This window comes from Crateriforma spongiae (assembly GCF_012290005.1).
GTDB classification, from domain to species: Bacteria; Planctomycetota; Planctomycetia; order Pirellulales; family Pirellulaceae; genus Crateriforma; species Crateriforma spongiae.
In genome coordinates this window covers 764,807-785,470 of record NZ_JAAXMS010000003.1, presented here as the reverse complement: position 1 = coordinate 785,470, position 20,664 = coordinate 764,807, and the positions used below count along the sequence as shown (strand labels likewise).

At 56.8% G+C, this 20,664-nt stretch carries 23 protein-coding genes, 2 tRNA genes and 1 pseudogene; 13 read left to right on the top strand and 13 right to left on the bottom strand.

Annotation, left to right across the window (positions count from 1 at the left end; genetic code table 11):
- Positions 1–209: 209 nt before the first annotated feature.
- Positions 210–282, bottom strand: a tRNA-Pro gene (locus HFP54_RS11310).
- Positions 283–324: 42 nt separating this feature from the next.
- Positions 325–396, bottom strand: a tRNA-Phe gene (locus HFP54_RS11305).
- A 536-nt stretch (positions 397–932) separates the two neighbouring features.
- On the opposite strand from HFP54_RS11305, the gene HFP54_RS11300 reads away from it, so the two are divergent.
- Positions 933–1,490, top strand: a complete 558-nt coding sequence (locus HFP54_RS11300) for a GNAT family N-acetyltransferase (protein ID WP_235951576.1) — start codon at positions 933–935, stop codon at positions 1,488–1,490.
- 54 nt (positions 1,491–1,544) lie between these two features.
- Here HFP54_RS11300 and HFP54_RS11295 read toward each other — a convergent pair whose 3' ends face one another.
- Genes HFP54_RS11295 through HFP54_RS11275 form a run of 5 tightly spaced genes read right to left on the bottom strand, consistent with a single transcriptional unit; the run spans position 1,545 to position 4,875 of the window.
- Positions 1,545–1,889 carry a hypothetical protein gene (locus tag HFP54_RS11295; protein ID WP_168565176.1) on the bottom strand — a complete coding sequence of 115 codons (345 nt, stop codon included), beginning with the start codon at positions 1,887–1,889 and terminating at the stop codon, positions 1,545–1,547.
- The gene (locus HFP54_RS11290) at positions 1,886–2,692 is read right to left on the bottom strand and encodes a radical SAM family protein (RefSeq protein ID WP_168565175.1); all 807 of its coding nucleotides are present in this window, start codon (positions 2,690–2,692) and stop codon (positions 1,886–1,888) included. Before HFP54_RS11290 ends, HFP54_RS11295 begins: the two co-directional genes overlap by 4 nt.
- Positions 2,689–3,402, bottom strand: coding sequence for a glycosyltransferase family 2 protein (locus HFP54_RS11285; RefSeq protein WP_168565174.1), 714 nt, complete (start codon positions 3,400–3,402; stop codon positions 2,689–2,691). Before HFP54_RS11285 ends, HFP54_RS11290 begins: the two co-directional genes overlap by 4 nt.
- Entirely contained in the window at positions 3,395–4,141 is a 747-nt protein-coding gene (locus HFP54_RS11280) for a glycosyltransferase family 2 protein (RefSeq protein WP_315853877.1), read from the bottom strand. Before HFP54_RS11280 ends, HFP54_RS11285 begins: the two co-directional genes overlap by 8 nt.
- Positions 4,138–4,875, bottom strand: coding sequence for a hypothetical protein (locus HFP54_RS11275; protein WP_168565172.1), 738 nt, complete (start codon positions 4,873–4,875; stop codon positions 4,138–4,140). The genes HFP54_RS11280 and HFP54_RS11275 overlap by 4 nt, the downstream gene beginning before the upstream one ends.
- Positions 4,876–4,915: 40 nt before the next feature.
- Between HFP54_RS11275 and HFP54_RS11270 the strand changes: the two genes are divergently transcribed.
- The 6 genes and pseudogenes from HFP54_RS11270 (at position 4,916) to HFP54_RS11250 (ending at position 8,422) form a co-directional block, all read left to right on the top strand.
- Positions 4,916–6,163: an RNA polymerase sigma factor gene (locus tag HFP54_RS11270; RefSeq protein WP_168565171.1), complete on the top strand. Its 1,248-nt coding sequence runs from the start codon at positions 4,916–4,918 to the stop codon at positions 6,161–6,163.
- A gap of 130 nt (positions 6,164–6,293) precedes the next feature.
- Positions 6,294–6,710 (top strand): annotated as a pseudogene (locus HFP54_RS26410) (YciI family protein); the annotation flags it as partial.
- Entirely contained in the window at positions 6,693–7,082 is a 390-nt protein-coding gene (locus tag HFP54_RS26405) for a VOC family protein (RefSeq protein WP_206036163.1), read from the top strand. The pseudogene HFP54_RS26410 and the gene HFP54_RS26405, both read left to right, overlap by 18 nt.
- Positions 7,083–7,137: 55 nt before the next feature.
- The gene (locus HFP54_RS11260) at positions 7,138–7,578 is read left to right on the top strand and encodes a VOC family protein (RefSeq protein WP_168565169.1); all 441 of its coding nucleotides are present in this window, start codon (positions 7,138–7,140) and stop codon (positions 7,576–7,578) included.
- Positions 7,575–7,940 carry a YciI family protein gene (locus tag HFP54_RS11255; protein ID WP_168565168.1) on the top strand — a complete coding sequence of 122 codons (366 nt, stop codon included), beginning with the start codon at positions 7,575–7,577 and terminating at the stop codon, positions 7,938–7,940. Before HFP54_RS11260 ends, HFP54_RS11255 begins: the two co-directional genes overlap by 4 nt.
- Positions 7,937–8,422 carry a VOC family protein gene (locus HFP54_RS11250; RefSeq protein ID WP_206036140.1) on the top strand — a complete coding sequence of 162 codons (486 nt, stop codon included), beginning with the start codon at positions 7,937–7,939 and terminating at the stop codon, positions 8,420–8,422. The genes HFP54_RS11255 and HFP54_RS11250 overlap by 4 nt, the downstream gene beginning before the upstream one ends.
- A 2-nt stretch (positions 8,423–8,424) precedes the next feature.
- Here the strand turns inward: HFP54_RS11250 and HFP54_RS11245 are convergent, their stop codons facing one another.
- Positions 8,425–9,822 carry a glycosyltransferase family 25 protein gene (locus HFP54_RS11245; protein ID WP_206036162.1) on the bottom strand — a complete coding sequence of 466 codons (1,398 nt, stop codon included), beginning with the start codon at positions 9,820–9,822 and terminating at the stop codon, positions 8,425–8,427.
- A 70-nt stretch (positions 9,823–9,892) separates the two neighbouring features.
- On the opposite strand from HFP54_RS11245, the gene HFP54_RS11240 reads away from it, so the two are divergent.
- Positions 9,893–10,135 (top strand): hypothetical protein, encoded by a 243-nt coding sequence (locus tag HFP54_RS11240; protein ID WP_168565167.1) that lies wholly within the window; start codon positions 9,893–9,895, stop codon positions 10,133–10,135.
- Complete coding sequence (locus HFP54_RS26400) at positions 10,132–10,551, top strand: HNH endonuclease (RefSeq protein ID WP_168565166.1); 420 nt, start codon at positions 10,132–10,134, stop codon at positions 10,549–10,551. The genes HFP54_RS11240 and HFP54_RS26400 overlap by 4 nt, the downstream gene beginning before the upstream one ends.
- Here HFP54_RS26400 and HFP54_RS11230 read toward each other — a convergent pair.
- Entirely contained in the window at positions 10,536–11,105 is a 570-nt protein-coding gene (locus HFP54_RS11230) for a hypothetical protein (RefSeq protein WP_168565165.1), read from the bottom strand. The two genes, HFP54_RS26400 and HFP54_RS11230, sit on opposite strands and share 16 nt — an antisense overlap.
- Positions 11,106–12,284: 1,179 nt before the next feature.
- Here HFP54_RS11230 and HFP54_RS25960 point away from each other — a divergent pair.
- From HFP54_RS25960 to HFP54_RS11220, 3 genes are all read left to right on the top strand, one after another.
- Complete coding sequence (locus HFP54_RS25960) at positions 12,285–12,410, top strand: hypothetical protein (RefSeq protein WP_261346838.1); 126 nt, start codon at positions 12,285–12,287, stop codon at positions 12,408–12,410.
- A gap of 39 nt (positions 12,411–12,449) precedes the next feature.
- Positions 12,450–12,692, top strand: coding sequence for a hypothetical protein (locus tag HFP54_RS25225; protein ID WP_206036139.1), 243 nt, complete (start codon positions 12,450–12,452; stop codon positions 12,690–12,692).
- 545 nt (positions 12,693–13,237) lie between these two features.
- Positions 13,238–13,624, top strand: coding sequence for a hypothetical protein (locus HFP54_RS11220; protein ID WP_168565164.1), 387 nt, complete (start codon positions 13,238–13,240; stop codon positions 13,622–13,624).
- A 63-nt stretch (positions 13,625–13,687) separates the two neighbouring features.
- Here HFP54_RS11220 and HFP54_RS11215 read toward each other — a convergent pair whose 3' ends face one another.
- From HFP54_RS11215 to HFP54_RS11200, 4 genes are all read right to left on the bottom strand, one after another.
- Positions 13,688–14,338 (bottom strand): hypothetical protein, encoded by a 651-nt coding sequence (locus HFP54_RS11215; RefSeq protein ID WP_168565163.1) that lies wholly within the window; start codon positions 14,336–14,338, stop codon positions 13,688–13,690.
- A 143-nt stretch (positions 14,339–14,481) separates the two neighbouring features.
- Positions 14,482–18,255, bottom strand: a complete 3,774-nt coding sequence (locus tag HFP54_RS25595) for a phage tail tape measure protein (protein ID WP_527249672.1) — start codon at positions 18,253–18,255, stop codon at positions 14,482–14,484.
- 176 nt (positions 18,256–18,431) lie between these two features.
- On the bottom strand, positions 18,432–18,644 hold the full coding sequence (locus HFP54_RS11205; RefSeq protein ID WP_168565161.1) for a hypothetical protein: 213 nt from the start codon (positions 18,642–18,644) through the stop codon (positions 18,432–18,434).
- 20 nt (positions 18,645–18,664) lie between these two features.
- Complete coding sequence (locus HFP54_RS11200) at positions 18,665–19,096, bottom strand: hypothetical protein (protein ID WP_168565160.1); 432 nt, start codon at positions 19,094–19,096, stop codon at positions 18,665–18,667.
- A 170-nt stretch (positions 19,097–19,266) separates the two neighbouring features.
- On the opposite strand from HFP54_RS11200, the gene HFP54_RS11195 reads away from it, so the two are divergent.
- Complete coding sequence (locus HFP54_RS11195) at positions 19,267–20,634, top strand: hypothetical protein (RefSeq protein ID WP_168565159.1); 1,368 nt, start codon at positions 19,267–19,269, stop codon at positions 20,632–20,634.
- Positions 20,635–20,664: the final 30 nt, after the last annotated feature.

Below are 20,664 nucleotides of genomic sequence, written 5' to 3'. Positions count from 1 at the left end.
CTGCGTCGGTGCCCGAAGTCCGTCATGCTGCCAGTTACACCACAACCCCAAGATCGATCTGGGGTATGCGTTTCAATCGCTGAAGCATGTTTCGTTCTCCTTCGTGTTGTTGACGTAAGTGGTAGCCCTGGGAATTGAACTCAGCGCGACTCGGTTATCAGCCGAGTTTGGGCAACCAGCCCTCGACTACCATGTGGTTCCCATTCAAGTCGGACACCTCGGAGTCGAACCGAGACCCTCCTGCTCCCAAAGCAGGCGTGCTTCCATCTGCACCTGTATCCGATGTGTGTTGCCGATTCCGTTGGCGCATATCTTCCTTGTCAGTGGGCCGGGAGGCGCTCGAATCCTCGTCTGCGGTTCTTCAGACCGCCGCTAGACCGTCTCAGCTACCAGCCCATGTTGGCTTGTTGGGTTTGTCCCGATTTGGACACGAAAAAAGGCTCGATGCCTGCGTGACACCGAGCCTTCATGTAGAAAGCAATTCGCTTGAAGCGAGTGTCACGTGAGCAATCGATACGGGCAATTTCCGGGCAGAAACGTACTGGCTAAGTGTTCGTTCACACCGCGCCAATCGCTACCGCCGAAGGCAATCCCTTCGTTTATCCGTTCGAGTTGATTTGATTGCTGTTTGGTAAACATCAGAAAGCTCTTACTCGCTTGTCTGGGTGTGACGCTGATGGACCGACGTTGGCCAGTTCAGGGGTAATAGACGCGGTTGATAACCGATGGTTCGCGAAAAATTTTGCTTTTGCAAAACGAGATGCGTTTGCCGGCGAGATCATTTCGTTCGCCTAGAGAAAACTCTGCCACGTTTCGCACAGAAGTCAAACGAACCTGTCGCCGCATTTGTACTCGCACGATTTCAGAAAGTCCAAGATCGTACAATGCGATGTCGAAGACCCAAGCGAAGATGAAATCCATAGACCAAACCGATGAACATGAATCCAAATGAAATGGCCTTTCGTTTGGCCACGCCGGAAGACCGCGACCAGATTCTCTCTGTCCACCGTGATGCTTTCGGTGAAGAAGGCGAGATCATTTCTTCGCTCGTAGCCGAGATGCTCGACGATCCAACGGCAGAACCAATCCATTCATTCGTTGCCATGCAAGGCGATGCGATTGTTGCACACGTGCTCTTCACAGCAGTTTGGATCGAAACACGTGACGTGTCTGCACAGATACTCGCTCCACTTGCGGTCGCGTCCGGACATCAAAAGACCGGACTTGGCACGAAGCTAGTCAACGAAGCAATCACCCAACTCGAATCCCAGGGCGTCGCCTTAGTCTTTGTCCTTGGCTACCCCGACTACTACTCGCGATTCGGCTTTGCACCGGCTGGCGCACAGGGCTTCGACGCTCCATATCCCATCTTGCCCAAGAATGCCGATGCATGGATGGTCAAGGAACTGCAACCGGGAGCGATCGAAAGCAACGAAGGAACTGTTCGCTGCTGCACCGCTCTCGATCAGCCTCAATATTGGCAAGAGTGACAGCAATCAGGGCTGGCTCTCGTCGCCAATTGACCCCGTGCCTTCCTCGACTGGTTAGATGACCGGATCGGGCGGCATGCCTGGATAGTACTCGCCGGGGTGGCCTGGCGGCAGATTGTCTGGCGCGGAGTGACCCGGCGGAACGTGGTAGGGGTGATCGGGCGGCAGTCGCGGCCAGACGTGGATCGGTGGCGGCGCTAGGATCTCTACAGGCTCGTCGGGTTCAGGCGGCCACGGCCAATCGTCGGGCCACCAGTCGGGGCGAGATCCGAGGTCGTCACTGGAACCGTCGTCGTCAGTTGAGCTGCCTTCGGGGATGTACGGTGGTTCGGATCCCGGCGGATCGAACGGGGGAACGAATGGAGGCGGTGGCATCTCGGGTTCAAATGGCGATGTCATTGCAGGGCACTCCGTTGCATTGGATTGGGGTGGACGAACTTGGTTCGGCGCGATGGACAAAGACTGCACTGTGGGATCGCTTTGGTTTGTAAGAACTCGCGAACTTCGTCGTCGTTAGCTTCTGGCGAACAGGCTTGGTAATCGCGAAAGAGTTGCCACTGCGGAAGGTCGTGTAGCTTCAGTTTGGATTCCAGTTGACTGAAGTAGGCGAGGGCGGGGCACTTGAACAACATCGATCGGAAGAGTTGCGTGCACGTCCTTTGCATGCAGACGCGGTAGGCTGCGGCTGGTTTCGATCGGAAAGGAATGGGCTTGCCGTTCTCGATGTTGTATTGCCGCATCCAACCGCGATGCGATTTTCGGATCTTGATATTGATGCCGGGGTACTCTTCGCGCCATCGCCAAACGAGCCGTTTCACTTCGCGAAAGCGTTTGACGTATTCGTCGTGCGTTCCGTGCTGGCTGACCTCGAGTCGGCAATCAGATTCAAGTAGGACTATCGGTAGTTCGGGAAACCGATGTAGGAAGAAGCCATTGGTGACGAGCATCAAGCTACTTTCACCCCAGTGCTGCCTCGCAAGCTGGATGTGTTGCACCACGTTTGGATTCAACAGCGGCTCACCACCGAGCAGCGCGAACCGCCGTGGCTTCAAGCGATGCGACCACCTTGCATAGTCGGCTTCCGCGTCTTCGATCGCGGGCAGTTTGCCGGCGACATGAAAGTTCGAGTAGTGACTGCACTGCTGGCACGATACGTTACAACCATGCGCAACGTGGTACTCCAACGCGGGCAGTTCGATCATCGCCAAATCACTCGCTCCAATCCGTGTTTGCGCAGTGCAGTTCGTTGAAACTCGGGGCGACGACGCTGATAGCCCTGCGGATCGACGTGTTCGTGCTTGAACGAATGGGCGATGTCGCAGGCCACATTAACGCCGGCGAGCTTGCATCGCCAAAAGAAGTCCCAGTGTTCTTCGACCTTGAGCGACTCGTCCCAGCGGATCGCTTGAACAATGTCGCGGTAAGCGATAAAGCAGTTGCCGACGTAGTGACACCAGCGAATCGAACCGCGTTTCTTGTAATGGCCTTGCGGAATACGCATCGTCTTGCGTTGGACACGCATCATCTTGGGGCGTTCCTGATGATTTGAAAGCCCGGCAAGCAAGTCGAGATCGTGATGCTGATCGAGTTTGCGGACCAAATCAGGAAGGCGTGTTTGCTGCGTGACCAAGTGATCGTCGTCGGCGAACACGACGACGGGAGAATCGCCAGAATCCAGCAACCGATTGCGACCGGCGGATAGACCAATGTCGTACTCGGTTTCGATCAACCGATCGACCATTGCCGCTTCAGCGGGGCAGTTCACCGAGAAACGCAGTTCAGGCTTGCCATCGTCGAGGACGTGAATGCTGGGCCGATCTTTGCCATAGTGCTGGTGGATGCTCCGCACCAATGCCGCACAACACTGCGGCCGATGGATCGTCTTGATGCAAAAGGTGAGATGATCACGCACGGACAACTTGGCCTCCGGGGAGTCGCATGGAATGGAAACCGTGTTTGCGGAGTCCCAGCGAGCGGAACTTGGCTCGCTTGCGAAGGACTCGATAGTCGGCGGATTCGACGTGGGCGTGCTTGATGAAGCAATCGCCGGCGACCGCGACTTTCAGTCCGGCGAGTTTGGCCCGGTAAAAGAACTCCCAGTGCTCGAACGTCTTGATGGCTTCGTCCCATCGCAGCGCACGGATGGTTTCGGTGCGGGCGAGAAAGGCGTTGGATGACATGTCGCACCACGCGACGTAGCCGTTACGGCGGGTTTCGCCACGGTGCATCCAAATCCGATTGCCGTTCATCAGTTTCGATAGCATCGTCGGCCGGCCACCGGAACCTTGGCGGACTCCCAGGATGTCGATATCGAGTTCGACGAAGCGTTTCTGGACTCGATCGAAGTTCAAGTTCTCGGTGACGACATGATCGTCGTCGAGCAAAAACATGTACTCGGTGCTGACGGCGTCGACGGCTAGGTTGCGACCAACTCCAACCCCAATGTCGGGAGTCTCGGTGTGAATGCTTTTGCAGTGGGCGGCGGTGTCTGGGTATCGGGCAATGAATCGTCTCTCGGGTTCGCCGTCATCAACCACAATGATGTTGGGGTCGCTGAAGTGGTTGCGCAGTGACTCGACCAAGCGATGACAGGACCAGGGCCGGTGGATGGTCTTGATGCAGAACGTGATTTCCGAAAGTGAGATGCTCACGCCAGCGAAGCTCCCGTGGGTTGGGCGATTCCGGTCTCCCACCATCGCTTGAGCAATTCTTCAGGCACAGATCCGTCAGACTGGACCAGTCTCAACACATGGCGATGGTGGGTGATGCGGATTGCGGAATGGTGACGCACTTGGTCGCGGGCACGGCAGTTCCATTCGGCCGGCAACACGTAGCTGGTAACGCGATGAAGAAGTAGTGACTTCGTAAGCAGGATCTCGTCGTTGCCACCGCGGTAGATGCGTCGCCAGTGTGCCAGGGCTGTGAGGACTCGCGGGCATTTCCGCAGCATGACAACGCCCGAGTTCATCGACGGCACACCGCAGATGCGGACCTTGTCACAACGACGAGAAACACCGTGGACATAAGCGGCTTCGTAGCCAAATTGATTGGTCAACAAGCCGGCTGGCGCGATGGCGGACGGTTTCAGGATTACGGTGTCGACGTCGAGATAGATCGTTCGATCAAAGGGCAGCCAAGGGATGAATCGCGGTTTGACGTGATAACCACCAGTGGCCGATACTTCGAAGCGATACTCGACTTCGGGGCAGGCGTCTGCGGGCTGGTTCGTGAAGAGCGCGACTGGCACGCCGGGACAGTGATGCCGCAACGATGCCAGCGAACGACGAAGTTGCCAGAGCGATCGTCCACCGATCGCGATGTACATCACGCCGAGATTACAACTGTGGGCCAAACCAGTTTGATACCGATCAATTCGGTTCGGCACTATTCTTCCAATCTGAGGAGTTGTCGACGAAACTGATGACATGGACGAGAGTATTCCTTTAAAACTCGAACGCATTTTTGAGCAATCATCGCGACAGATCCTTGCGACTTTGGCTGGATCACTTCGTGACTTGGACCTCGCCGAAGAAGCGATGCAAGAGGCGTTCGCGATTGCCACACATCGTTGGCCGGTTGAAGGGCTTCCCGACAATCCGGTCTCTTGGCTCATCTCGACGGGACGCTTTAAGGCAATCGATCACATCCGAAGACGTGATCGCTTTCGTGAATCTACGTCCGACGTGGTGGCGAGACTCGAAGCGATCGAACAAGCCAACGCGCGGCGCGAAGGCCAGCCAATCGAAGACGATCAATTGCGGATGATCTTCACCTGCTGTCATCCTGCGATCGACGAAACCGTCCAAGTGCCGCTGACCTTGCGTGAAGTTTGCGGCATGTCGACCGAAAGGATCGCTGCCGCGTTCTTGACGTCAACTCAAACGATGGCACAGCGTATCGTTCGAGGCAAAACGAAAATTCGCGATGCCGGGGTGCCGTTTGTTGTGCCTGAATCGCACGAACTTCCCGAGCGACTCGAATCGGTTCTCTCAGTGATTTATCTGATCTTTAACGAAGGCTACCGGTCCACTTCGGGCAGCAGCGAAGACCTGAATGAATTGGCCTTTGAGGCGATTCGACTTTGTCGGCTGCTTCTTGATTTACTACCAGATTCCGAAGTCACGGGGCTGCTCGCGTTGATGTTACTGCATGAATCACGTCGCGGAGCGAGATTCGACGAGGCCGGCGAGATTGTGTTGTTGCAAGATCAGGATCGTCGCCGGTGGAACCGAGGAATGATCGATGAAGGCCAACACCTGGTCGAGCAATCATTGCGTTCTGGTCGCTTCGGTTTCTATACGTTGCAAGCGGCAATTTCTGCGGTGCATGCCACCGCCGGATCATCCGATCAAACCGACTGGCCGCAAATCATCGCACTCTATGACCTCTTGCTCCGAGTCCGTCCATCGCCCGTCATCGAACTCAACCGTGCGGTCGCAATCGCGATGCTTCGCGGCCCGGATGCTGGGCTCGTCCTGATTGATCGTCTCGTCGACGGTGGTGAACTAGACCGGTACGCGTTGGCTCACTCGGCTCGTGGCGAGTTGCTGTTTCGCTCAGGTAAATATGCACCTGCAATTGAAGCCTTCGCGCGAGCTGAAACGCTGACCAGAAAACCCGCCGAACAACGGTTTTTGCGGCGAAAATTGGCCGATTGTCGCTCGATGCTTTAATCGGCAAAGAGTTTTCAAAAACTTTTTGACGCTCTTGTCGATTTGGTCGGGTCTCATTCGACCATCTCGTGCGTCCGCCAACGATGGCACGCTTTTTCACTTCGAACGCTCCTTGACCAGGGACTAAGACATGCGGGTCATGATCATCATAAAAGCCACTCCGAGTAGCGAAGCGGGCGAAATGCCGAGTGCAGAGCTGCTCAGCGCGATGGGCCAGTACAACGAACAGCTCGTCGAAGCGGGAATTATGAAAGCCGGCGAAGGCCTTAAGCCAACCTCCGTTGGTAAGCGTGTCCGATTCGAGGGCGAGTCGCGAACCGTGATCGATGGGCCTTTTGCTGAAACGACGGAGTTGATCGCCGGATTCTGGCTGTGGCAGGTTGATTCGATGGAGCATGCGGTCGAGTGGGTCAAGAAGTGCCCCAATCCCATGAAAGAGGCTTCTGAAATTGAAATTCGTCCGCTCTTCGAAGCCGAAGACTTTGCGGATAGCGATCCGGACGGTTCAGTGCTTGAGCGCGAGTCGGAAATGCGGCTCCAGTTGCAGAAATGCAATCCCGTGCCGTGGTTCGAAATCTATGTGGATGACCTGGGGCGTGCGACACGGTTTTACGAATCGGTCCTGGAAACCAAACTCGAGAAGCTCGAAGCCCCGACAAGCGAGTTGCAGATGATGGCTTTTCCGATGTCGATGACCTCACCAGGAGCGTCCGGTGCGCTTTGCAAAATGGAGGGCGTCAAGGCTGGTGGCGGCAGCACGATGGTTTACTTCAGTTGCGAAGACTGTGGCGTCGAGGCTTCGCGGATTGAAGCGGCCGGCGGAAAGCTGGAGCGTCCGAAGACGTCCATCGGTCCGTACGGTTTCATGGCGATCGGCATCGATAGCGAGGGCAACATGTTCGGGCTGCATACCCCGTAGCACTCGAAAGAAGAACGACTAGTCCGCACCTCCTAGATGCCCCGGAGAAATATCCATGAGCAAATCCATCTTCGTCAATCTCCCCGTTGCCGACTTGAAAGCGTCGATGGCTTTCTACGAAGCGATCGGCTTCACCAACAATCCTGACTTCACCGACGACACGGCTGCCTGCATGGTCTGGAGCGAAGTGATCTATGTGATGCTGCTGACTCACGATAAGTGGAAAACGTTTACTGACCGCTCTATTCCCTCGACAACTTCAAGCGAAGTAATGCTGTGTTTCAACCTGGACAGCCGAGCGGAGGTCGATGCAATCAATCGACTTGCCGGCGAACATGGAGGAACCGCCGACATCAATCCGTCTCTCGATCATGGTTTCATGTTCAGTCGCTTCTTTTCAGATCTCGATGGACATGTTTGGGAACCTCTCTGGATGGACCCCGCTGCGATTCCGCCGAGTTCTCAGGATGAAACTGGCCAAGGAGCCTCAACATGAAATACATGCTATTAATCTACGGCAGCGAAGACGAATGGACGCAAGAGCAGCGTGAAGCCTGCATGATCGAATCGTCGAGAATCAGCGAGGAGCTGAAGCAACAGGGCAAGTTGGTCGAATCGGCTCCGCTACGAAGCGTCACCACAGCGACCAGCGTACGAGTGCGTGACGGGAAAAAACAAATCACCGACGGCCCGTTCGCCGAAACCGCCGAGCAACTTGGCGGCTACTACATACTCGATGTCGACAACCTCGATGAAGCTATCGCGATCGCCGCGAAGCTACCTCCGGCAAGCAAAGGCACTGTCGAAATCCGTCCGATCGAACCACTTCCCGCTCAAGCTCAATCACCGACTCATTGAACGAAATTGCATCCATGAGAATTGAAACAAAAGTGACGCCGTGGCTTACCTTCTCGACGCAAGCGAAAGAGGCTGCCGAGTTCTACACCTCAGTCATACCGGACTCGCAAATCTTGAGTATCCAAAACAATCCCGCGACCAGCGGAGTGATCGTCGTCAACTTCGTGCTCGGCGGCTTGCCCGTGTGTGCTCTCAACGCCGGACAAGACTTCGGCTTCAGCAATGCGTTTTCATTTTCTGTCGCTTGTGACAACCAGGACGAGATCGATACGTTGTGGTCGAAGTTGACCGACGGCGGCAAGGAGATCCAGTGCGGGTGGCTGAACGATCGCTACGGTGTCGCCTGGCAGATTGTCCCGGCAAAGGTGATGGACTACTGGGACGCTGACGATCCTGCGGCGACCAAGCGGATGTTCGATGCGATGATGGGCATGGTGAAACTGAACATCGCGGAATTGGACGCCGCTTTCAACGGTACCTGACATCACCCATGCTTCCGCAGGTCCGGGTTCACGTGATCGATCGCCGAGGCGATCTCTTCTTCGCTGGGGTCGATACCAAGGAACCCGATCAGGTCGCGGATGGCTTCTTTGGGGTAAGTGACCAGTTCGGCGAACTCGATGCGGAAGAGCGGCACGTCGGGATGTTCGGCGATGAAGCGCTCGCGGTGCTCCAGCAGACTGCGCTGCAGTTGTTCGCATTGATCGTCGGTTGCGGCGAACCATTGGCCTCGATGTATTTCAGATCGTGACTTGAGGCTGTTGATCGACGCTTCAATGTCCCGTTCGACTGAGATGATTCGCAGCGAGTCGCCGAGAGCAGCGTGCAGATGTTCGGCAAAGCGACACAGATGCGGGTACTTACCGCCGGCGACCGTTTTGTCGCGATTGGCTTCGGCTTTGCGTTGGACGATCCAGGACTTGAGTTTCTGGGTCAGTTGATGATCGGGCCAAACGGGATCGATCGCCGGGAAACGCATCGCATTTTCACACAGTTGAGCCAGCCCGATCGCTTCGCCTCCGCCCGTGGCTTCGTAGCCCGACAATTGGTTACCCATGTGAACTCCGAGGTGATGCATGACCATGGCAACGCAGGAGGTTCCCGATCGATGCGGGCCGAGCACGGCAAAGAATGGCGAGTCACTGTGGTCGGCGTTGCGGGCGTCGTTGAAGAAACGGGTTTGTTCCCACTTTCGTCCGCAGATGTTCGACTTGGTCGGAAGCTGGCCCACCATCCAGCGATCGGGCGTGTAGACGGCGATCGATTCCTTCTCGATGTTCTTGCCTTGAACGAGGGCTTGGTACCGACGCTGAGTCAAACGGCCGAGGTGATGGTCGATGTGGTGCCGCTGTTGCCAATCGTTCCAGTGAAGATGTCGGTACAGGGCCTTCATGTTCTCGCGACCGCGGACCATGAAGGCATGCGTGCGATTGACGTTGTAGGGTCGATAGACGTGTTCGCTGATTCGTTGCGGCGGATGCTTGCCGGCAAACAGGTGTTGCCCGCCGAGGTAAGCGAGTCCCCAGTCGGCCGGCAACTCCTCGGCGTATTGTTGGAATCGCTCTGCAAAGTCTTCGACGAACCCCGCGTCGTCTTCAAAGACCACGTACGAATCGATGCCCTCGATCAGACACTTCTCGAGAATCAAACAGTGCGATCGGTAGCAGCCCCACGCACCGTTGCCGGCTCGCCACTGGGGAGGCGTGGCACACCGGCGACCGTCGATCGCGGCAAAACGTTCGGGTTCGGGCAGTGGCCACGGATCGGGGAGTTGTTGGAGCCATTCTTTGAGTCGGTCTTCGCGTCGATCGAGGTTGATGAGGAAACATCTTTCGACAATTGAGCCTTTGACGCAGAACTCTTGTGGGTCGATGAGATCCATTTCGTATGGATTCACAGGCATTTCTTTTGGTATCCTCGGACGAGCATCGACGGTTCAAATAGGGATTCGCATGTCAAACGAAGCGAAATTACTGTCAAACGTCAGCGTGCCGGCCTTGAAGGCGCTTGCCAGTGGCTTGCTAGCACCCAAGGCACAATCACATTTGGACGATTTGCTAGCTCGAAACTCAGACGGAAAGCTGAGCGAGGGAGAGACCAAAGAGCTTGACGACTTGATCGAACAAATTGACGAACTCAATTTGCTCAAAGCCCGCGCTGCATTTACGCTCAGCCAGCACGACAAAAATCCGTGAGCCGGTATGTCTCCGCCGATCTTCGACGGCGGGTTCGCGAGAGATTCTTTGCCTGCTGTGCCTACTGCCAAACAGCCGAGTCGCTGACCGTTTCGACTTTTGAAATTGAACACATTGTCCCGCGATCCGAAGGCGGAGCGACAGAGTTCCAAAATCTTTGTCTCGCCTGTCCGGCGTGCAATCGGTTCAAGTCGAACCGTATTCGCGGCACAACGGATGACGGTCGTGAATTTGCTTTGTTCCATCCCCAACAAGAAACCTGGCTCGATCATTTTGATTGGTCCGTGGACGGGGCGGTAATCGTTGGACTGACCGAGATTGGCGAAGTAACCATTCGAACGCTTCGCATGAATCGGCCACAGGCCGTTGAAGTGCGGACGCTATGGGTCGAAGCTGGACGTCATCCGCCTCCCTGACGATCATCGCCGTCGTCTGGCTCGGGCGCGCCGTCGGGGAACTTCTTCTGGAACCGTCGAATGGCTGTGTGGACGAGTGATTTGGCGATCTTTCGTGTGAACCGTCCATGCGGTAGGCCTCGTGCTTCGGCTTCTTCAAGTAACCAATCCGTGATCGTTTCGATGTTTCGCAAACACCCGTCGACACCCCAATCGTTCATCGTGTCGGCGCGGGTGTCGCAGTTACAGGTTTCACTCGGTCGAGCGAACCAAGCGAGCATCTTCTTGAGTTCGTTGCCGGGGCCAGGTCGGTAGTCGGCGATCTTGAGCGTTGCGGGTTCTTCGCTGCGTTCGGGTAGATAGCTGCGAAGCATCGCGTGCAGTTCGCGGGTGTCTTGCTTGCGACGCTTCTTGTTAACGAGCGCCATGCCGATCGTGATGACATTGATAGCTCGCGGGTTGGATTCGTTCTGACAGGCGTTGCAAGCGGCTGGTGTGACTTTGGCTCGGGAGCCCGCCATGCCGGAGGCGACTTTACAGACGTTGTCGGTGGTCAGATGCGGGCAATGGATCATGCAGTCATCCCCGCAACTTCTCCGTCGTAGGCTCCGCTGCTTGAGGGCGGTTCGCCGGGATCTTCACAATCACTGTCAACGAGTTCCCAACCGCAGGACCAAACCCAAGTGCTGTTACATGGTTCGCTGAAACCTTCGCTGCTGGCACCAGACGGCGGGTCACCTGAATCATCTTCGGACGGCGAGTCATCGGAATCGTCTTCGGATCGGCTGTCGCCTGACGGGAAGTCGATTGATGGATCATCGCTGTCCTCACGACTTCCGCTGGGTTCGTGTGAGTCGCTTGGCGTGTCGGACTCACTGTCGTCTCGCGAATCGCTACTGGCATCGATGTTGGACCCATCGTCGGATGGGGCATCGCTTGCGTCGGATCGGGAGTCGACGGAGGTTGAATCGCCAGACGGTTGGCTATCGCTGTGATCTGAGGATGATCCGTCGAGTGTGCTGGTGCTCGGCGGGGTGCTTTGTGATCCATCACTGGTGGAATCGTTGGATCCTGATTCTTGCGAACCGGATGCGCCGGAGTCGGATTGATCCGATTCAGAATCAGAACCATCGCTTGCTGAATCGGATTCGCTATCGCTGTCACTTCCCGTTGATGATGCGGATGCGTGGCTGGTTGAGGTTGACCAAGGCGTCGAGCCCGAGTCACTTTCGTGCGGAGGTGACCCGCTAGGTTGGCTTTCATCCGAGCCGGAGCTTTCCGGGGGCGATGTGCTTTCCGACTCGCTGTTGTAGTCAGAGGCTGATTCCGAAAGCGAGTCAGAACCTGAACCGCTGCTTTGGGTTGATCCGCTGGGTTCCCAAGATCCCGATGGCCCGGATTCTGATTGGCTGTCAGATGCACTGTCGGACTCGCTGGCAGAGTCACTTGCGGAATCGCTGCTGTCCGAATTACTTCCCGAGTCGCTTGACGTGGAATTGGATGTGGGTGTGGGGCTGGTGCTATCGGACGTGCTGACGGATGAATTACTTCCCGAAGATCCACTTTTTGAAGAGTCGCTTCCAGAGGAATCGCTGCTCGAAGACTGAACGCTCGACCCCTCGCTAAGCGAAGCGTTCGAGGAACCGGATTCGGAAGCTGATGACGCTGATTCAGACGTCGACGAACTACTTGGCGAAGTTGATTCGCTCGAAGAACTATCCGAGTGACTGCTGCTTGAGTCCGAAACCGAGCTCGTGGAAAATTTGCTGCTGTCGCTCGACGACGATTTACTCGAAACCGATGAACCACTCGAAGACGAGGTTTGGCTCGATGAGCTTGGACTGCTGGATTGGCTAGACGGCGATTTGGAAGATGAATGACTCGAGGAAGACGATGCGGAACTGCTCGACTTTGACGAGATGCTGCTTGAACTTGAGCTGCTTAGCGAGCTACTGCTGGGTGACGAGCTACTGGAAGATGAACTACTCGATGAGCTGCTCGAAGAACTACTGCTGACGGACGAACTGCTACTACTCGATGGGCTACTCGACGAGGAGGGTGAACTGGATGAGGACGCGACGCTGGATGACGAGCTACTGGATGAGGAAGACGAACTCGAGGAGCTACTACCGTCACAACAACGGCAACCGATCGTCACATAGCTACCGGTGTCCTCGTGGAAGTGGCAGATGATCTGTTGCGACGCGAGTAGCGAGTAGTCACAGACGTTGTAGACCGAAACCCTGACGCCGATCGGTCTCCACCGCGACCCGTCAAACCGCAATTCGCGGGCGGTGCCCCATGATTTGGCTTTCAGGCGTTTCGTCGGTTTACAAAGCAACGTTTGCTTTGGCGGGTCGATGACCCACGAACGTCTACCGTCAAATGTGACGACGAGGTATTGGTCTTCGCCGCTGCCGTTGATCGGTCCGCGGATTCGCTGGGCCGAGTGATTGCGAGCGGTGATGCGGACTTGCTGGCCAGCCGGGTCGGTGACGGCTTCGAGCTCGCCATCGTTGTTCAGCTGATACAGGTCACAGTCGGCCGCACCAGTTCGCACTCCACGTCGGGCTGCGATGCCACCGGCGGGCACTTTGATCATGTACACAGGATCGGCAGGTCGACCGATACGGACCACGGCCCACTGACGTCCAGTCGCACCAGAGTCTTTTCGCCACAGGATCTGGGCCGAGCCGTCGGGCTTTGATTGCAGCGTATCGCCGCCGGACTCGGCTACGTCGGCGAAGCGGTGCCAGGTTTCACTGATGTCGACTTGGGCGGCAACCACGCCATCGAACACCACTCGGCCGACCTCGCCATCGCGGATCGGCTCAATCGCGACACCGACTCGGCCGGTGTGTTCATCTTCGGTTGGGCGAACCGTTTTGATCGTTGCGTCGCGGACGAAGCGAGCCAGTTCCACCGGGCCGGCTTGCGGATCCGTGATCGGCGAATCGAAACCCACGATGCCGCCGATCGGGACCACCACACCGGACGTGTTGTGCACACGAACAGATGCGGCGTTTCGCAGGTGAGTGCGAGCACCACCGCCACCGGGCAGCCGATTGCGGTGCATCGCCTCGGCTGCCGCTAACAGTCGGTTGTATTCGACCGCGGTGATTTCGAGGTTGTCGCCGGGTCGAACACGTCTGGCCAACTACGAAATTCCCAATGCGTAAAAGTTGCCTTCGGGATAAACCTGTTCGACGTAGGCCGCCGCTGGCGTTTGCAGCACCCGGTCGCCAACGACTTCCTCGTCGTGCTTTACCCACAGGTAGTCCCAGCCCCGTTTGTCGATGACTCCGATATTTCCGATCGAAAGCGTGGGTTGATTGGGCCGCGCCGCGAAGTGATAGGTGATATCCACCCAGTTCTGTTCGTCCTCGCCGCCCTCCGCGCCAAGAAATAGAGCTTCGCCGGGACTGAAGATCGACCACGGTCCGCCGTTCGTGCGCCCCGTCATCGCAACGCAAGCCAGCAAGTAACTGGTCGAGACGAACTCAAACTTCTTTCGCACCGAGAACTCGAAGGCCGGCACCGTTACGTCAACGCCGGACACGCCGGAATCACTGACGCCAATCGCACCGCGATAGTTAGGCGCGGTCTTCCCGGGCGCGGCGTAGATGCCGCGAGTGGACAGCGATTGGTTGACGTGCGTGGTCGCTCCCGTGGTATTAAACGAGACAGGATCGAGCTTGGTGCGATTGATGCTGGCGGTGGCGAGGACATACTTCTGGTTGATGTGCTCGGCATCGACACGAAGATAGGGTTCGATGTTCGGGTCGCCTGTGACCAGATGACTGTGCAACGCCTCGGCGGCTGCCGCCGGACTGACTGCTCCGCCACCGGTGTCGGCAACGTAGGATGTGACGTCAGAACTCTGGGTGCCGCGTGTTGCCTTTGGCGATAGTGCGGCGACCGCAAAGTTGTAGGCTCCCGCTGAAAACCCCATCAGCTAAACACCAATCCGCGACCGTTGGATTGCTCGGCCAGTTTGCGAGTGTTGTTGGCGGTTTCAACGATCGCTCGCTCGACGTCTTCGCTCAGTCCGAGGCCAAGTCGATCGCTGGTCTCGTTGACGTTCCCCTGGTTACCGGCCAGGAGTTCGTTGGACTTCATCAAGTATTCGCCAATCGCGATTAAGCGGTCGTTGATTTGCTGCAAGCCGGGTGCGAAGTCGTTCGCCGGCTCTTCTCCTGTGGCTGGTTCGTTGTCTTTATCCGGTTCCTCAACAAGCAGCTTGGGAGCAACGATGACTTCGGGTTCGATTTTCTCGGCGATTGGTTCGAGCTTCTCCGCTGGCGGTTTTAACGCCATGGGCTCTAATCGTCTCGCACCGCTGCCGATATTCAGTCCGCGTGAATCGAACTTGCCGGTGACGGATTCGTTCGATGCTCCACCAATGTCCGTGCCGGCGAAGTTGTCAATCGAGGCTTGGGCCTCGCGATCGAGTTCCAATGCGACCGTGTCTTTGTCGAGTTCGGCCGGTGGAAGTGTGAGTTTGCCTTGCTTTCCCGCACGCTCGTTGATCGCTGCGGCTTTCGCTTCCATTGCCGCGATGCCGGCTTGCAGTTTTTGGATGCGCTCATCGCCTGATGCATCCTCGCCAGTCAGCACGGCTTCCGCTTGCGCGGTTTCCAGTGATGCCTTTGCTTCAGCAATTGCTGCGGCGAGGTCGTCATAAATCTGTGGTGACGTGGAGTCGCTTTCGGATACTTCCTCGTTCTCCGCCGGCCTCAAAGCGTTCGCTTTGTCGACGGCCGCCTGGAAGTCGGCTTCCGCTGCGGCCACCTTCGATTGCCGATCGGCTTCGGCGAGAGAACGCTCGGCGCGTTTGGCTGCAGCGTCGGCCCTCGCCTGGCGTCGCATTTCGTCGAGTGTTTCACGGACGCCCGCGGTAAATTCTTCGGTGTCGGCGATGCGTTGTTGGTTCGCCTGCGCGTTGGCCTCAAACTGGCGGTCACGTTCGACGTCAACTGCTGCGTTCTGTTGTTCGGTTTCCGCGTCGATTGCGGCGAAGTCGACGTCGAGATCGCGGCCTTCGCGTGACTTCTTTCGCTCGTCAAGTTGACGTTGCAGATCGTCCTGCATCGCCTTGCGGTTCGCTTCGATCTCCGCCTTACGCTTGCGGCGTCGTTCGGCGCGACCGGCGATCGCGGTTTGGCGTTTGCGTTCTTCGGCCGCGTTGTTGGCGTTGGTTTCGTTGTCGATCTTGCGCACTTCGGCTTCAACATTGATGTCGTCGTCAAAGAGTGACTTGAGCTTCACCCACGCCTTGCGAAGGAACCCGACCGTGCTGTTCCACATCTTGCGGACTTCGCCGACAAACACCGCCCAAGAATCAGCGAGGTAGTCGATCGTTTCGACCCAGGCTCCTTCGACACCAGCCAACGCGTTGACCAGGACACCGCCGATCTGGATGGCCACATCGCCGGCGATATCGACCAGCTCGTGGAGTTTGAGGAAACTTTTCTTCAGAAGGCCGACCGTGTTGTTCCAACCTTTCTGGACAGCGGACGTGAGGATCGTCCAACCGTCAGCGAGATAGGCAACCGTGCTGTTCCAGACCGCTCGTAGTCCGCCAAAACCTTGGATCAGTTGATCGGCCAGTTTGTAAATTGCGTCGCCCCAAGCGTCCGAAAGGTACGCGGTGAAGCGTGACCACATGCCGGATAGCCACGTCGTACCCTTGGTCCACTGCAGTTTGATGTAGGACCATAGCACGTCGACTGCGGCATTGATGTCGCCTGCTCTCAGCGCGTTGGCGATCGCTCCGAAGGCGGCCATCGTATCGGCTTTGAGTTTCTGGAACGCTCCTTTGAGGAAGTCGATCGAGCTGCCAATGGCTCCCGATGTGTAGAGGAAGTAGGCACCCAGCGCGGCGACACCAGCGACGACCAGACCAAGCGGCGAGAACAGCAACGCCATCGCACCGGCTGCGGCGCTGATCGCTCCGGTCAATAATCCAAACGCGGCGGACAATCCCCCAGTGACTGCGGCGTAGACACCCGCCAACGCAATGTTGATTTTCTTGACTGCAGCTATTCCGATGAAGACGGCCTTGATGCCAGCACCAACGCCTTTCATAACTGCCCACGTTGCGGCGAGAGTTTTGGATGCCACGGACAGGCCGAGCGTGATGCCTTTAAGTGCGATCATTGCGGCACCCACGCCGGTGGCAGCGACTTTCATGGCGGCGAAGCCGGCCACGGCAGTCAGGATCGCTGTTCGGTTTTCGCTCGCCCAAGCTAGGGTGCTGCGGAGCAAACTGCCAACTGCGGACAGCAATCCACCGGCGAAATCATCGAGGCTCGATGAGAGTTGTTCCCATGCGTTGGAGAGAGCCGCGACGCCTTGTTTCCAAAGGCCTCGCAAGTATGCCCACATGACTTTGGCGGCACCGGTGATGTCGCCCGATGCCAACGATGCGGCGATCGATTTGAAGGCGGCTTGCGAGTCGACGGCGATCTGAGCGAATGCGGTTTTGAAGAACTCGGAGACTCGTGAAAGCAGTCCGGACGTCTTCGCAAGGTACAGGCCCAGACCAGCGACCCCTGCGATCACCAATCCGATCGGCGATAGCAATGCGGCGACTGCTGCACCTGCCATTCCAACGACGCTGCCGATCGCGGAGAAGATGCCCAGCAATCCTCCGACTGCCATCGACGCTGCCGCGGCTGCCGAGCCGATCGTTAGCAACGCGGCACCGGCCGCACCGACTCCGGCCGCGACTAATGCGGCGACTTGGATGACTCTTTTGTTCTCTCCGATCCATCGTGTCATCGCGGACGCGGCGGTCGAGATATTTTCGGTGAGACGTTGGATCGGTTTTTCGAGGGCTTCACCGATGGCGATGCGGACCGCCTCAAAGGAACTGGACAGAACGCGGAACGCACCGCCGAGTCCCGACTCCATCTTGGCAGCGGTCTTTTTCGCGATGCCACCGGCACCTTCCAGTTCTCCGAGCAACTCACGCGTGTCGGTGACCGTTTTGCCAATGGCGGACGCGGCCGTGATGCCGAGCATTCCGAAGACTTCATTGAACTTGGCGGCGCGATCGGAGGATCCGAGAGTTTTTGTGGCCTGTGCGACTTCGCCCAAGACATCGACAAGCGGTCGTGCGTTGCCAGCCGCATCCTTGGTCGCGACCCCGAACACCTTTTGAAACTTCTCGGATTCAGCGGCCGATAGAGTCAACAAACGCTTCAGTGCGTTGCCGGCCGACGAACCTTGAATGCCAACGTTACCTAGCGTCCCCAGGATCGCCAGCGTTTCTTCGAGGCTCATGTTCGCATCGGCCGCAACCGGGCCGGCGTATTTCAGTGCTTCGCCGAGCGACTCGACGCTGTTGAAACTCTTGTTGGCGGCGGCCGTCAGTCCGTCGGCGACCCGTGAGGCATCTCCAGCTTGCATGTTGAATTGGCGAATGGCGGCGGCGAAGATGCCGGACGCGAGCGTTGCGTCAGTACCGGTCGCGCGAGCGAGATTCATGACGCTCCCGGTCATGTCTTCAATTTGCCGTGAGTCAAAACCTGCTCGGCCGAGTTCGGTCATAAGGTTTGCAACCTCGACAGCGGAGAAGCTGGTGGTCGTTCCGAGTTGTTTGGCTTTCGCGTTCAGACGATCGAAGGCCGTGCCGGTGGCTCCCGTGATCGCGCCGACTTGACGGATCGCGTCATCGTATTCGGCGAACTTGCGAATGCCGTCACCCAGCGGTGCGGCCATCGCGACGCCGAGGCCGGTTAGCTTTGCGCCCATCATCGACGTGGATGCTGCGAAGGACGACAACTGTTTCTGTGCCGAACGCAGTCCCTTCACCAACGCGGAATTCTTCAGCGTCAGTTCGACGAAAGCAGCTCCGGCACGAACTTGGGACATGGGGAGTGGCTAGTTGTTAGGAACTAATTGCTAGACGGATGAAACTTGGCACCGAGAAGCGATGCGACTTGTTTGACACTCGCTTTTGCCAGCGCGGGCCGCGTGGTAACGCATGGATTGAAGTCGTCGGGCTTGAATGGTTTGCGACGTCTTTTGCGGTCGCGGTTGACTTCGGCGGTGATCCACACCAGCGTGCTGGCCAGTTGCCAATCGTGTTGTCGACGGGCGTTGACCATCCACACCATTTGACGAAGCGTTAGCGGTCCGGGGTCGACGCCGAGGACGCCGGCGAGGTGACAGATTTCACGTTCAAGCCGGGCACCTCCAGATTCGCTTCGAGTTCCGCGACCATCCGGTCCGCCATCGTCGGATCGTCGAGCTTCCGATGCAGCATCTCCATCCCGCGTGCCGTCACCTCGCGTTGATGCGTCACCGCTTTGCTGAGCAGACGGCGTTGGTCCTCCGGGAGGAAGTCCAACAACGCCTCGACGAGCGAGTTGCGGGCTTCGGTGAGGCAATCGCCCGACAGGCCAGACTCGAAGACCTCTTGGTCGACGTTGTCCTTGTCGGCTTGTGGCTTACAGACCGCGAACAAGACTTCACCCAGCAACAGGAAGTCCTGCGTCATCTGCGGGATCAAATCGCCATCGACCGCATCGAGCAACCGAACGCCGGTGAGTGTTTTCACGCGGCGAAGCGTTGTGTTGTCGATGTCAACGATCCAAACGCGACCGTGCCGGTCAACGAACTTTTGCATGGTAACGAACTCGGGTTGCTATACTCTGGTCTGGTAGAGGTGGTAATTCGACTCTTCAAAGTGCGAACGTTATGGCACGCTGTCTTCCATTTATCTGCTTGATGCTATTCTTCTGCATTCCAGCACTCTCCGATGAAATCGAGCAAGGATTGGTCGAACTGCATGCAATTGATGGAGACACCGGACGAGGGATTCCCGGACTGGTATTTGCGAAAGAAAATTCACTCGCTGAGATTTGGGGAGTCCCGATTGGGAAGACCGACGAAAACGGAGTGCTCCGTTTTGTTTCGTCTCCAGAGCCAGGCTTCCACTACTACATCGCCAATTCGCACGACGCTCACAAGATCGTAAGTATCGACGAGGTTCCAAGTCGTATCGTGCCAGGCGAGATAAACAACCACCGATTTGTCTTGCGTAGTAGAACGATGCCGGATGGGTTACCACCGATCGTCACATCATCCAATCTCGGCGAAGACGCCATCCCGAAGCCAATCCATAAGGGCGGTAGCGTTAGGTTCGAGTGCACCGTTACGGACATGCCAGGTTTTGAGGGCGCCCCAGTTCGATTCAGCTTTTACCCTGATACAGCAGACCAAATCTCGGAAACCCAGTTCGATCTTGCGAGACGCATCTACGCGAACGGCCACAGGGTGCGTTTTGCTGTCACCGACGAATTGAAGTGGCTGCATCAAAGCGAAGGATATGTCGACGCCATCGATAATCATCCGCGAGAAATTCAGATTAGCATCGAGCGATCATCAAAGGCCAACGAAGGAATGCAACTGTGGAGCTTCCATTGCAGAGTGCCATCCGGAATGAAACTGAAACAGGATGGATACCGCGTCTATTTTTGGGGACTTGATCGCTGGGATCTGCAAATCGCAGATTTCCTCCAATATGCTTCGACGGCCAGAGCATCAATCAGCGTTGAGCCATGGGTAGTAGTCACCCCGCATGCTGCGAGTGTTCGAGGTGGTAATGCTGTTTCAATCGCAGATGATGGATCAATCAAGATCAACCCATCAAAGGAGACACGTTCGCAACAGTTGGAACTGAAATTTAAATTCGACAAGCCAGCAACGCTCCGGCGTATGAAGCTTGAGATCCTTCCGAACGATCGGCGGGACAACAGAAGACTGGGCACCGATCCGGCGAAGAAATTGCTGCTGTTCGAACTACCAGCATATTTTCAGTCTGAGGTTTCAGGCAACCGCAAACTCGAATGGGCGCACTGTTGGTCTCCCCAAGATCCAAAGAGTGAATTGATTGGCGACTGCATTGATTCTCTAACTGATACCGGCTACGAAATTCCCCCGCTAACGAACGACCAAGATTCAAAAGAGCTATTCTTCACCTTCAAAGAGCCAATAGAGGTGGCTGGTCCATCGGAGCTCATTATCGTTGTAGATAGTGGTGGATCGCGAGAGCTTGATGTTTTCAATCGACTGCGGGTCGCCTTCTGTCACTGAGTGCCACTGGATGTCGCCCATCAGCATGCG

Bases quoted from the DNA above. Each gene is read 5' to 3' on its own strand.
- HFP54_RS11195 (WP_168565159.1), top strand. From the start codon at position 19,267: ATGCTATTCTTCTGCATTCCAGCACTCTCCGATGAAATCGAGCAAGGA.
- HFP54_RS11300 (WP_235951576.1), top strand. From the start codon at position 933: ATGAACATGAATCCAAATGAAATGGCCTTTCGTTTGGCCACGCCGGAA.
- HFP54_RS11255 (WP_168565168.1), top strand. From the start codon at position 7,575: ATGAAATACATGCTATTAATCTACGGCAGCGAAGACGAATGGACGCAA.
- HFP54_RS11260 (WP_168565169.1), top strand. From the start codon at position 7,138: ATGAGCAAATCCATCTTCGTCAATCTCCCCGTTGCCGACTTGAAAGCG.
- HFP54_RS25225 (WP_206036139.1), top strand. From the start codon at position 12,450: ATGCTGCTTGAACTTGAGCTGCTTAGCGAGCTACTGCTGGGTGACGAG.
- HFP54_RS11295 (WP_168565176.1), bottom strand. From the start codon at position 1,889: ATGACATCGCCATTTGAACCCGAGATGCCACCGCCTCCATTCGTTCCC.
- HFP54_RS26405 (WP_206036163.1), top strand. From the start codon at position 6,693: ATGCGGCTCCAGTTGCAGAAATGCAATCCCGTGCCGTGGTTCGAAATC.
- HFP54_RS11245 (WP_206036162.1), bottom strand. From the start codon at position 9,822: ATGGATCTCATCGACCCACAAGAGTTCTGCGTCAAAGGCTCAATTGTC.
- HFP54_RS11270 (WP_168565171.1), top strand. From the start codon at position 4,916: ATGGACGAGAGTATTCCTTTAAAACTCGAACGCATTTTTGAGCAATCA.
- HFP54_RS11240 (WP_168565167.1), top strand. From the start codon at position 9,893: ATGTCAAACGAAGCGAAATTACTGTCAAACGTCAGCGTGCCGGCCTTG.
- HFP54_RS11230 (WP_168565165.1), bottom strand. From the start codon at position 11,105: ATGATCCATTGCCCGCATCTGACCACCGACAACGTCTGTAAAGTCGCC.
- HFP54_RS25595 (WP_527249672.1), bottom strand. From the start codon at position 18,255: ATGGCCGCACCGCTGGGTGACGGCATTCGCAAGTTCGCCGAATACGAT.
- HFP54_RS11205 (WP_168565161.1), bottom strand. From the start codon at position 18,644: ATGGTCAACGCCCGTCGACAACACGATTGGCAACTGGCCAGCACGCTG.
- HFP54_RS11290 (WP_168565175.1), bottom strand. From the start codon at position 2,692: ATGATCGAACTGCCCGCGTTGGAGTACCACGTTGCGCATGGTTGTAAC.